Below are 11411 nucleotides of genomic sequence, written 5' to 3' on the forward strand. Positions count from 1 at the left end.
AGATGACAGAAAAGTTCCCAAGTATTGTGCCTGTGATTGTGGAAGAAGAGGCCTTTATGTATCCGTTCATGATCGCGCCTATTTTTATTAACAGCGAGGCAAATATCAAGGCGGCTAACAAGGCCAGCAAAGAGAAAAATGATTTAATTTTTGTGAGTTGCGCTAAAAATAGTGAGAGAATGGGGGAGGATAAATTTTACGATGTGGGTGTGATTGGTTCGATTGTGCGCAAGGTCGTTCTGCCTGATAACCGCATGAAAATCTTGTTTCAAGGCATTTGTAAGGGCAAGGTGCTCGCCATCGAGTCGCATGACCCTCTAGAGGCGATGGTGGATGTGATCACCTATCGCGAATACGACACCGACAAAATCAACGCCATCATTGAGATTTTAAAAGAAAAGGTCGCCAACCTTGCCAATATCAGCCAATTTTTCCCTCCCGATTTGTTGAAGGCTGTGGATGATAATAGCGATCCTAACCGTATTGTGGATTTAGTCGCCTCTGCCTTGCGCCTCAAAAAAGATCAGTCCTATAAGCTCTTTGCTAATGATAATACCGAAGAGAGACTCTTAGACCTTATTGATTTGGTGATGGAGGAGATCAAAACCCAAAAACTCCAAAAAGAGATCAAGAGCAAGGTTCATAGCAAAATGGAGCAGGTTAATAAGGAGTATTTTTTAAAAGAACAACTCAAGCAGATCCAAAAAGAGCTGGGGATTGACAAACAACGCGATGAGGAAATCCAAGAATACACCAAAAAACTCCAAGAAATTGAGCCTTTTATCACCAAAGAAATCCACAAAGAGATTAAAAAACAGATTGAACGCTTGAGTCGAATCCATCAAGATAGCTCAGATGTGGGGATTTTGCAAAATTACATTGAATGGGTGCTGGATATTCCCTTTGGGCAATACAGCCAAAAGAAACTCTCTATCAAAGATGTGGAAAAACAGCTAGACTTGGATCACTATAGCCTAGAGAAGCCTAAAGAGCGCATTGTAGAATACTTTGCCACGATGGAGCTTTTGCGCTTGCGCCAGCAAGAAAGCAAGGAGAGCAAGGGCACGATTTTATGCTTTTATGGACCTCCTGGGGTGGGCAAAACTAGTCTGGCTAACTCCATTGCTAGGGCTATGGAGCGCCCGCTAATCCGCATCGCACTAGGAGGCTTGGAGGATGTCAATGAGCTTAGAGGGCATAGGCGCACTTATTTAGGCTCGATGCCCGGGCGCATTGTGCAGGGTTTGATTGAGGCTAAGAAAATGGATTGCGTGATGGTGCTTGATGAGATTGACAAGGTCGATAAGAGCATGCGTGGCGATCCAGCCAGCGCGCTTTTAGAAATTTTAGACCCCGAGCAAAACACCAGCTTTAGGGATTACTACACAAACTTTAATATCGATCTTTCTAAGGTTATTTTCATCGCCACTGCCAATGACATTGCCACGATCCCCGCCCCCTTGCGGGATCGCATGGAATTTATCAGTGTATCCAGCTACACCCCTCAAGAAAAAGAGCAGATCGCGCTTAATTACCTCATCCCCCAAGAGCTCAAAAAACATGCCTTAAGCCCTAATGAAGTGGTCTTAAGCCTAGAGTCTGTTAGACTTTTGATTGAAAAATACACGCGAGAAGCCGGGGTAAGGGGGCTTAGGCGTGTTATTGCTGCGATCATGCGCAAATGTGCTAAAAAGATTTTACAAGCCAACGAGGATAAGCCCCAAGGCAAGCGGGGCAGAAAGCGCAAGATTGTTATTGAACCGACCAATATCCCCGACTTCTTAGACAAGATCGTTTTTGAGATTGATCCCATCGACAAAGAAGATGCAGTGGGGATCGTCAATGGTTTAGCTTGGACGAGTGTGGGCGGGGATGTGCTCAAAATTGAGGCGATTAAAATTAAGGGTAAAGGGAATCTCAAGCTCACAGGGTCTTTAGGCGAAGTGATGAAAGAATCGGCTTATATCGCCCATTCGGTGGTCAAAACCCTTTTGGATGAAGAGGTGTTGATCCCCAAAAAGAAAAAGCCCAAAGAGGGTAGAATTTACAATCTCTACGATCTGCACTTGCATGTGCCTGAGGGCGCAACGCCTAAAGATGGACCCAGTGCGGGGATCACAATGGCAACCAGTATCGCCTCTATTTTGTGTGATAAAAAGGTGCGCGCCGATGTGGCGATGACGGGCGAACTGACCTTGAGCGGGCGGGTTTTGCCCATCGGCGGGTTGAAAGAAAAATTGATTGCCAGCTTTAAGGCGGGCATTAAAACCGCCTTGATCCCAGAGAAGAATTACACCAAAGACCTCAAAGACATCCCCAAAGAAGTCCAAGACAACATGGAAATCAAGGCCGTGCAGACGATCCAAGATGTCCTCAATGTGGCTTTGGTAAATCATTAGTGCAAATTGGCATCATCGGGCTAGGTTTGATGGGGGGCTCTTTGGGGCTAGCTTTGCAAGAAGTGCGCGCTCGGTTGCAAATTAAGCGTATTTTAGGCTTTGATAGTAACCCCCTACACGCCCAAATGGCTTTGAGTTTGGGGCTGGTGGAAGAATGCGTGGATTTTGCCAGTATCCAAGCTTGTGAGGTGCTTTTTTTAGCCATCCCGCTTGATGGGATCGTGCAGGTGTTGCAAAACTTAAAACCCACCCCCCACAGCACGATCATTGAGATCGGCGGGGCTAAAGAACAAATCATAGATGCCATTCCACCCAGCCTACGCCCCCAAGTGGTGGCTAGTCACCCGATGTGTGGGACGGAGTTTTATGGGCCAAAAGCTGCCCTTAGGGGTTTGTATCAAAATAAAATCGTAATCTTAGTGGATTGCCAAGATTGCGCACCCGAACATTTAGAGAGGGCTAAGGATATTTTTAGTGCCATTGGCATGCAGATGGTGAAAATGGGTGCGCACGAGCACGATCAACACATTGCTTTAATCAGCCACTTGCCCCATGTGCTCAGTTATGCCTTAGCCAATGTCGTTCTCTCCCAAGAGAGCCCGCAAAATATCCTCTCTTTGGCTGCTGGGGGGTTTAAAGACATGAGCCGTCTTTCTAAAAGTTCACCCATCATGTGGCGTAGTGTCTTCAAACAAAACCGCAAGCATGTGCTAGAAGCCCTCAATTTGGCTTTAACAGAACTCCAGCACGCTAAGGATTTGCTAGAAAATCAAGATTGGGACAACTTAGAGGCATGGATGGCACGGGCAAATTGTTTGCAAGAATTTATGTAGGGGGGTAGCTATGGAAGCCCAACTGATGAAGCTTGCCATTGAAACTTATAAAATCACCTTGATGATCTCTTTGCCCGTGTTATTGGTGGGCTTAGTGGTCGGGCTTATTGTGAGCATCTTCCAAGCCACCACGCAAATTAACGAAATGACCCTATCCTTTGTGCCCAAGATTCTAGCTGTGATCGCCGTCATTATCTTGACCATGCCTTGGATGCTCAATATGCTCTTAGATTATACAAGCATGCTTTTTAAGTTGATTCCTAAAATTGTGTCTTAGAGGAAAACCCAAGAATTCCGAATGGGAAACTTGGGACCAAAGATGTTTGCTAACTCACTTTGAAGATTCGATCTCCTCAATTCGGTCTCAATGAGAGAAATGGTGGCTTTCAAGCCGACAATCTCAGTTTTAGCAGCTTTAAGTTGTTTATCCTTGCTTTGAATCTCTTTAATATATTTTTGTTCTCTTAGGTGTTTGGATACTGTGGGTTGAGAAACTTGCACATCCTCATGTTGGGCAATTTGTGTTTCGGTCAAGCCTTTTTCTCTGAGTTCGCACATACGCTGTATTTTTTCGTTAGATGTTTTTTTCATTAATGTCCTTTTCTAAGAATTTTAAGAGGTTCTAGCGAGTTTGCTCGCACACTCTGCCTCATAGGCGTCCTTTATCAGAGATTCATGGCCAATAAGCTATGTTCCCTAGTTGTAACACAACTTAGCTTAAACTTGTTACAATGGGGGTTTGAGAGATTGCGAATTAAAGGTGTGTTGTGGTCTTAGACTTTTCTAGATATTCCAGCGTAAAAATCGGGGGCAAAGTAGAGGTGGCGTTGTTGCACCAATGTGGGCATTATGAAGTGCAGATGGTGGGCTTGGCTAATAACCTCCTAGTTGCTCCGGGGGCGCAAAATTTGGCGATTTTGGATCGTTGTTTTGACTACATAGACGATCGGGAGAGTTTTATTGAAGTGGGGGCAAAGACGAGCGCGCAAAAACTCTTTGGCTATTTTAGGGATCATAACTTAGGTGGGCTAGAGTTTTTAAGCGCGTTGCCCGGGAGTGTGGGTGGGCTACTTAAGATGAATGCAGGCATGAAAGCCTATCAGATAAGTGATGTTGTCCTACAAGCTAATATCAATGGGACATGGTTAGACGCAGAGGTGCTGGGTCTAGGGTACCGCTCTAGCGCATTTGAGGGTGTGATCTTTGGGGTGCGCTTGCAAAAGGTACTGGGTTTTAGAGAAAGCGTTTTGCACGAATGTAAGCGCATGCGCGCCCACCACCCCAAAAAACCCAGTTTTGGGAGTTGTTTTAAAAACCCGCCCGGGGATTTTGCCGGTAGGTTGTTAGAGGTGGTGGGGCTTAAGGGGTTTAGCTTGGGACGCGTGGGTTTTTCTAGCGTGCATGCCAATTTCTTGGTCAATCTAGGAGGCGCGCATTTTGAAGAAGCTTTAGATTTGATCGCACTAGCCAAAGAGCGGGTTTCACGAACTTTTGGGATTGTGTTACAAGAAGAGGTGTGTATTCTAACTTAGGGAGTTACTCACCACAAACACCACCGCCACAGCAAATCCTTGATCGTGGCTAATGCTTAAATGGAGGCTGTGGGTATTAAATAGGACTTGCTTGGCAGGGCTTAGGGTGATGAGGGGTGCACCTAGTTTGTTTTTAGAAAGCCACATGTCTAAGAAACCTAGCTTAGAACCAATGCCCACACCCAAAGCCTTAGCGCATGCCTCCTTAGCCGCCCAAGCCCCGGCTAGACTAGCAGGCTTGATAAAAATCTCTTGTTCTCGTGGGGATAAAAAGCGATCTAAAAAGTGTTGCTTGAAGCGCGCTACACTCCTAGCGATGCGCTCAACACTGACCAAATCAATACCGATCATTGGATTACAAAGTCAGTAAAAAAGACATTTTTAATAAAGCCATCGATGAGAAAGCTATTGATATTGCTTCTAATTTCTTCCTTGAGCTTGTTTTTGCCCTTGAGTGTAATGATCTCCTCATAAGATTTAGAGGATAAAATCTCAATGATGGTGTCTTTGATCGCGGTTTCTTTCGCCTTGATCTCCTCCAATAGTTTAGGATCGCTCAATTCTAAACTAATGCTCGTTTTGAGATAACGGCGACCATTATTACTGATCAAATTCACCACAAAAGGGTCACTTAAGGGAAAGAGAGGTCCTAGTGAGAGATAATCTGAAGATTTGACCATCAAATCCGATCCGCCTCCATTCTCATCAATCTTACTAGCCTCTCTAATCTGCCTTGCCTTGTTGGTTGCCGTGCCTTTTTTGTTGTCTTCATGTGTAGCATTCTTATTGAGCAATAACATTGCGATTACGCCGACCAAAATCAGCATCACCAAGATTGCGCCCACAACTACAAATAAAATTGCCTTGCTCTTCTTAGGGGCCTTAGCATCATCTGCCATTTATTTTCCTTTTAAAATATAGTAACTCAAGCTGGTTCTGCCAAACTTTCTTTGCTTTATTATACTAAACTTGGGGGGGTTTGTACCCATATGTTCGTTGCTTTGGTGCTCTAAGATGATTAAAACCCCATGTTCTAAAGCCCTCGTTAAATTGAGATTTTCTAAAAGCTCCCAACAAGCCGGGTAAAGATTGGGCTTAAATGGGGGGTCTAGGTAAAGAATAAGCAAGCCTTGAGGCTCTAAATTGGCCAAATGGATGGGCAGGAGTTGAAAAGCATCGCCTAAGTAACTTTGAGCGTTACAGGGCTTTAAGCGCGCTTGGCAGAGTTGGATATTTTGTTGCAGGACTTTAAAGACAAGCGGGTCTTTTTCAAAAAAAAGGGCTCGGTGTGCCCCCAAACTCAGTGCTTCTAGTCCCATGCTCGCACTGCCTCCAAAAACCTCAATAAAACTGCTATTTTGGATACTGGTCCCCAAGACATTAAACACCGATTGCTTGATGATCGCTTTTGTGGGGCGGGTGGTGGCTTTGGATGGGAGGTGGAGAGACAATCCTTTAAGTGCCCCGCCTAAAATCTTAAACAAAGGGGTTGGCATTATTGGCGGTAATCTTGGATCAAAGCTAAAAGCTTATGGGTGTATTCTTGTAATAAAGCTTGGACCCGGCTTTCCAAACTCTGGGTTTGGGCTTGGTCGCCATAAAAGGCGTGGAGCTTCTCAAGCAATTCGCTTTTAGTGAAGGGAGTCAAGATGTGAGCATTAGATTCAGAGCCGATTAAACAGGTTGCTTTGTAAGGGTTTTTCACCAAATGATCGCTCAAAATAAAATCGCAACTCTCTAGAGGGTATAGAAAATCTTGCAGGTACTGCTCCAACACACGCTTTAAGAGCAAAGAGTGGCAATCCAAAAAAATTTTCATCTTTAGCTCCGTTTTGCTAGAACTAAGCTATTATTACATATCTTGGGTTTATTTCTGCTTTCAAGGGGTTGTATGCAGCATATCCGCAATTTTTCCATCATCGCCCACATCGACCATGGCAAGAGCACCTTAGCTGACTGCTTGATTCAAGCCTGCAAGGCTTTGAGCGGTCGCGAGATGACCAGCCAAGTTTTAGACACCATGGACATTGAAAAAGAGAGGGGGATCACGATCAAAGCCCAATCTGTGCGCCTCAACTACCGCTACAAAGGACAGGACTATATTTTAAATCTCATAGACACCCCCGGGCATGTAGATTTTAGCTATGAGGTGTCGCGATCCTTGCATGCGTGTGAAGGCGCGCTCTTGGTTGTGGATGCCACGCAAGGTGTACAAGCCCAAACCATCGCCAATGTCTATATCGCCCTAGACAACCATTTAGAGATTTTACCCGTGCTCAATAAAATAGACCTGCCCAGTGCTGAGGTGGAAGCGGTTAAAGAGGATATTGAGGACACCATTGGATTAGACTGCAGTGAGGCCAACTGTGTGAGTGCTAAGACCCACCTGGGCATCAACAAACTCTTAGAAACCATCATCACCAAAATCCCCCCCCCAATAGGCGACAAGCAAGCCCCCACAAAGGCTCTCATCTACGACTCGTGGTTTGATAATTATTTAGGGGCACTGGCTCTCGTGCGTCTAAAAGAGGGGCGGCTGTGTGTCAATCAGGAAGTCTTAGTCATGGGGAGTGCTAAGACCCACCAAGTGCTAGGCCTTTACTACCCCAACCCCCTACATAAAATCTCTACAGACTCCATTGAGTGCGGGGAAATCGGGATTGTGTCTTTGGGTTCTAAGAATTTAACAGATATTGCCGTGGGGGATACCATCACCGATGCCAAAACCCCTACGCCCACACCCATAGAGGGCTTTAAACCCGCCAAGTCCTTTGTCTTTGCCGGGCTTTACCCCATTGAGAGCGATCAATTTGAGGAATTGCGCGAGGCCTTGTTAAAATTACAACTCAATGATGCGTCCTTGCAATTTGAGCCAGAAAGTAGCGTGGCTTTGGGCTTTGGTTTCCGTGTGGGTTTTTTGGGCTTGTTGCACATGGAGGTGATCAAGGAGCGTTTAGAGCGGGAGTTTAATTTAAACTTGATTGCCACAGCCCCCACGGTGCTCTATGAGGTGCATTTGACAGATGGGCAAATCATCAGCGTACAAAATCCTAGCCAACTACCCGTTGAAAACACCATCGCCAGCATTAAGGAGCCCTATGTCAAGGCAAGCATCATTGCGCCCAGCGAATACTTGGGCAACTTGCTAGGCTTGCTCAATAACAGGCGGGGGGTGCAAGATAAAATGGAGTATTTGAATCAAAACCGCGTGATGCTCACTTACGATTTGCCCAGTAATGAAATTGTGATGGACTTTTATGATAAGCTCAAATCTTGCACAAAGGGTTATGCCAGCTTTGATTATGAACCCATCGGCTACAAAGAGGGGCAATTAGTCAAGCTAGATGTTCGGGTGGCTAATGAGGTGGTGGATGCACTCTCTATTATTGTGGATCGGAGTAAAGCCTATGAAAAGGGCAAGGCCTTAGTCGAAACCATGAAAACCTTGATTCCACGGCAACTCTTTGAAGTGGCGATCCAAGCTAGTATTGGCAATAAAATCATTGCTAGAGAAACGGTCAAATCGGTGGGCAAAAATGTAACGGCGAAATGCTATGGAGGCGACATCACCCGCAAACGCAAACTCCTAGAGAAACAAAAAGAGGGCAAAAAACGCATGAAAGCCATTGGCAAAGTCCATCTCCCTCAAGAGGCGTTTTTAGCGATCTTGAAGGTGGATTAGCCTCTCCATGCACCCTGTTTTTAAGATGCAAGCCTTCTTTAAGCCAGTTAGGATTACTATCACCCAATAAGAGGAAACATGATTATCACCGCAATAACACAGATAGTAGGCTCTACCCCTATTTTTAAATTCACTAGCCAACATTACCCTATCCCAAAGGATTCGGTGATCTATGCCAAATTAGAGTATTTAAATCCGGGAGGGAGCATTAAGGATCGCTTGGGGCAATACCTCATAGAGGAGGGCATCAAAGCGGGCAAAATCACCCCCCAGACGACCATTATTGAACCCACTGCGGGTAATACAGGCATTGCCCTAGCCCTAGTCGCCCTAGAACACCGCCTAAGAACCATTTTTGTTGTCCCAGAAAAATTTAGCCTAGAAAAACAACAAATTATGAGAGCCTTAGGAGCCGAGGTGATTAACACACCCACTAATCAAGGTATTAAGGGGGCGATCGCCAAGAGCAAGGAGTTAGCTCAGAATATCCCTAATAGCTACCTGCCTCTGCAATTTGAAAACCCGCTCAACCCGCAAACCTACTACTATACTCTAGGACCAGAGATTATCCAAGAGCTGGGCACACAGCTTACTAGCTTTGTAGCAGGAATTGGGAGCGGGGGCACTTTTGCAGGCACGGCTCAATACTTAAAGGAACACATCTCCACAATACGCCTCATTGGGGTAGAACCGGAGGGTTCGATCTTAAATGGGGGAAAACCCGGACCCCATGAGATTGAGGGCATTGGGGTGGAGTTCATCCCGCCCTTTTTTGCAGATTTAGAGATCGATGGCTTTGAGACCATCACAGATAAAGAGGGGTTTGATTGTACTAGGGAGTTGGCTAGAAAAAGTGGCTTATTAGTGGGGAGCTCTAGTGGGGCGGCGTTTGTGGCGGCACTGCGTGAGGTGCAACGCCTAACAGAGGGTAGTCGAGTTTTGACGATCTTCCCTGATATGGCGGATCGCTATCTCTCTAAGGGTATTTATCTATGAAAAAAGGAAGTAGCATGCACATGCAAACAAAACTCATCCATGGGGGCATTAGTGAAGATGGGGTAACTGGGGCGGTGAGCGTGCCCATTTATCAGACCTCTACCTACCGCCAAGAGGGGGTGGGTCGTCCTAAGGGCTATGAATATTCGCGCTCAGGCAACCCCACGCGCTTTGCCCTCGAGGAACTCATTGCAGACTTAGAGGGCGGGGTGAAGGGTTTTGCCTTTGCCTCTGGGCTGGCTGGAATCCATGCGGTGTTTTCTCTCTTGCAACAGGGCGATCATGTATTATTGGGCGATGATGTCTATGGAGGGACTTTTCGCCTATTTGACAAAGTGCTCACTAAAGGCGGGCTTACTTATAGCATTATAGACACCAGCGACACCTCTCAAATAGAAAGGGCGATTCAGCCCAACACCAAAGCCCTTTATTTAGAAACCCCCAGCAACCCCCTACTCAAAATCACCGATCTAAAACAATGCGCTAATATTGCTAAAAGTCATGAACTGATCACCATTGTGGATAACACCTTTGCAACCCCCTATTACCAAAACCCCTTATCGCTAGGTGCGGATATTGTAGTGCATAGTGGCACTAAATACTTAGGAGGGCATAGCGATGTGGTCGCCGGGCTTGTAAGTACCAATAACCAAGACTTGGCTACAGAGATCGCCTTTTTTCAAAACGCTATCGGGGGGGTGCTAGGACCTTGGGATAGTTGGTTATTACAAAGGGGCATGAAAACCCTCGCTTTACGCATGGAGGCACACCAAAAAAACGCCTTGAGTGTGGCTAAGTTTCTACAAGCGCACCCCAAAGTAGAGAAAGTCTATTACCCCGGTCTGCCCACCCACCCCAACCACACACTGGCTAAAACCCAAATGAGCGGGTTTGGCGGAATGCTCTCTTTCACCCTCAAAGATGATAGCAAGGCAGTTCCCTTTGTGGAAAGCCTGAAATTGTTCATCTTAGGCGAGAGTTTGGGCGGGGTGGAGAGTTTGGTAGGTGTCCCGGCATTAATGACCCATGCGAGCATCCCTAAGCAACAGCGCGAAGCTGTGGGGATTAAAGATGGCTTGGTGCGCCTCTCAGTGGGCATTGAAGATAGCCAAGATTTGCTAGAGGATTTAGAGCAAGCCCTTGCCAAATTAGATTAAAAGGAGTAAATCATGAAAATGAATGTTGAGAGTTTCAATTTGGATCACACTAAAGTTAAAGCCCCCTATGTGCGTGTGGCTGATCGCAAGAGAGGAGAACATGGGGATGCGATCGTTAAATACGATGTGCGCCTCAAACAGCCCAACCAAGAACACATGGACATGCCTAGTTTGCACTCTTTGGAGCACTTGGTCGCCGAGTTGATTCGCAACCACGCTGATTATGTGCTAGATTGGTCACCCATGGGTTGCCAGACGGGCTTTTATTTGCTGGTATTAAACCATGACAATTACAATGAGATTTTAGAACTCTTGGAAAAAACCATGCAAGATGTGCTCAAGGCTACAGAAGTGCCCGCGTGCAATGAAGTCCAATGCGGTTGGGCGGCCAACCACAGCCTAGAGGGCGCGCAAACCTTAGCACGCGCCTTTTTAGCCAAACGGAATGAGTGGAGCGAAGTGGGGGTTTAAAACGCAAATGCTTTTGCGTGGGTTGTTTAACTGAACGCCCCCACCACAGCACTAAACACCGGTTTAATCCCACTCGCCACAGATTTAACCACATTACCCACAAAACTGATAGCCAATCCGGTATGTAACCATACCCAAGTTACAATCCCGTTAGAGGGGCAAGCGTTACGCTTGCTTCCACAAGCGTAACTTCGGGGGTTTCCCACCCAGAAAACGCATCGCGTTTTTCCTTGATAGCATGCCCTTCATCTAGCATACCTAAAGCATAATTCCTAATGTGCAGTGGCTTTTTACCTGTGTTGCTCCCACAAGTAGAGCAGATTTGAGAGCTAGGAAAGTAT

Annotated in this window: 14 protein-coding genes; 8 read left to right on the forward strand and 6 right to left on the reverse strand. The window is 46.1% G+C overall.

What is annotated here, in order from left to right; all coding sequences use genetic code 11:
• Positions 1-2: 2 nt before the first annotated feature.
• From lon to fliQ, 3 genes are read left to right on the forward strand one after another with little or no spacing between them, the layout of a single operon-like run.
• The gene (lon, locus tag FNE76_RS06115; RefSeq protein WP_185963014.1) at positions 3-2399 is read left to right on the forward strand and encodes an endopeptidase La; all 2397 of its coding nucleotides are present in this window, start codon (positions 3-5) and stop codon (positions 2397-2399) included.
• Complete coding sequence (locus FNE76_RS06120; RefSeq protein WP_120948584.1) at positions 2399-3232, forward strand: prephenate dehydrogenase; 834 nt, start codon at positions 2399-2401, stop codon at positions 3230-3232. Before lon ends, FNE76_RS06120 begins: the two co-directional genes overlap by 1 nt.
• Positions 3233-3242: 10 nt before the next feature.
• The gene (gene fliQ / locus FNE76_RS06125) at positions 3243-3509 is read left to right on the forward strand and encodes a flagellar biosynthesis protein FliQ (RefSeq protein ID WP_120948583.1); all 267 of its coding nucleotides are present in this window, start codon (positions 3243-3245) and stop codon (positions 3507-3509) included.
• On the opposite strand, the gene FNE76_RS06130 is transcribed toward fliQ, so the two are convergent.
• Entirely contained in the window at positions 3506-3823 is a 318-nt protein-coding gene (locus FNE76_RS06130) for a hypothetical protein (RefSeq protein WP_143928426.1), read from the reverse strand. The genes fliQ and FNE76_RS06130 overlap by 4 nt on opposite strands.
• Positions 3824-3999: 176 nt before the next feature.
• On the opposite strand from FNE76_RS06130, the gene FNE76_RS06135 reads away from it, so the two are divergent.
• Positions 4000-4764 carry a UDP-N-acetylmuramate dehydrogenase gene (locus FNE76_RS06135; protein ID WP_120948581.1) on the forward strand — a complete coding sequence of 255 codons (765 nt, stop codon included), beginning with the start codon at positions 4000-4002 and terminating at the stop codon, positions 4762-4764.
• Here the strand turns inward: FNE76_RS06135 and acpS are convergent.
• The 4 genes from acpS to FNE76_RS06155 are packed head-to-tail and all read right to left on the reverse strand — an operon-like array spanning position 4756 to position 6583.
• Entirely contained in the window at positions 4756-5115 is a 360-nt protein-coding gene (acpS, locus tag FNE76_RS06140; RefSeq protein ID WP_120948580.1) for a holo-ACP synthase, read from the reverse strand. The two genes, FNE76_RS06135 and acpS, sit on opposite strands and share 9 nt — an antisense overlap.
• Positions 5112-5663, reverse strand: a complete 552-nt coding sequence (gene fliL / locus FNE76_RS06145; protein ID WP_120948579.1) for a flagellar basal body-associated protein FliL — start codon at positions 5661-5663, stop codon at positions 5112-5114. Before fliL ends, acpS begins: the two co-directional genes overlap by 4 nt.
• The gene (gene rsmD / locus FNE76_RS06150; protein ID WP_120948578.1) at positions 5664-6260 is read right to left on the reverse strand and encodes a 16S rRNA (guanine(966)-N(2))-methyltransferase RsmD; all 597 of its coding nucleotides are present in this window, start codon (positions 6258-6260) and stop codon (positions 5664-5666) included.
• Positions 6260-6583: a hypothetical protein gene (locus FNE76_RS06155; protein ID WP_120948577.1), complete on the reverse strand. Its 324-nt coding sequence runs from the start codon at positions 6581-6583 to the stop codon at positions 6260-6262. Before FNE76_RS06155 ends, rsmD begins: the two co-directional genes overlap by 1 nt.
• A 72-nt stretch (positions 6584-6655) precedes the next feature.
• On the opposite strand from FNE76_RS06155, the gene lepA reads away from it, so the two are divergent.
• The 4 genes from lepA to FNE76_RS06175 all read left to right on the forward strand — a co-directional run bounded on the left by lepA (position 6656) and on the right by FNE76_RS06175 (position 11070).
• A complete protein-coding gene (gene lepA, locus FNE76_RS06160) occupies positions 6656-8446 on the forward strand; it encodes a translation elongation factor 4 (protein WP_120948576.1) in 1791 nt (596 codons plus the stop codon).
• A 78-nt stretch (positions 8447-8524) separates the two neighbouring features.
• On the forward strand, positions 8525-9442 hold the full coding sequence (locus FNE76_RS06165) for a PLP-dependent cysteine synthase family protein (RefSeq protein WP_120948575.1): 918 nt from the start codon (positions 8525-8527) through the stop codon (positions 9440-9442).
• A gap of 14 nt (positions 9443-9456) precedes the next feature.
• Positions 9457-10599 carry a cystathionine gamma-synthase gene (locus tag FNE76_RS06170; RefSeq protein ID WP_120948605.1) on the forward strand — a complete coding sequence of 381 codons (1143 nt, stop codon included), beginning with the start codon at positions 9457-9459 and terminating at the stop codon, positions 10597-10599.
• 12 nt (positions 10600-10611) lie between these two features.
• Positions 10612-11070 (forward strand): S-ribosylhomocysteine lyase, encoded by a 459-nt coding sequence (locus tag FNE76_RS06175; RefSeq protein WP_162983099.1) that lies wholly within the window; start codon positions 10612-10614, stop codon positions 11068-11070.
• A 139-nt stretch (positions 11071-11209) separates the two neighbouring features.
• On the opposite strand, the gene FNE76_RS08430 is transcribed toward FNE76_RS06175, so the two are convergent.
• A partial coding sequence (locus tag FNE76_RS08430; protein WP_143928427.1) for a hypothetical protein occupies positions 11210-11411 on the reverse strand: 202 nt, incomplete at its 5' end.

This window comes from Helicobacter mehlei (genome assembly GCF_007280785.1).
Lineage (GTDB): Bacteria > Campylobacterota > Campylobacteria > Campylobacterales > Helicobacteraceae > Helicobacter > Helicobacter mehlei.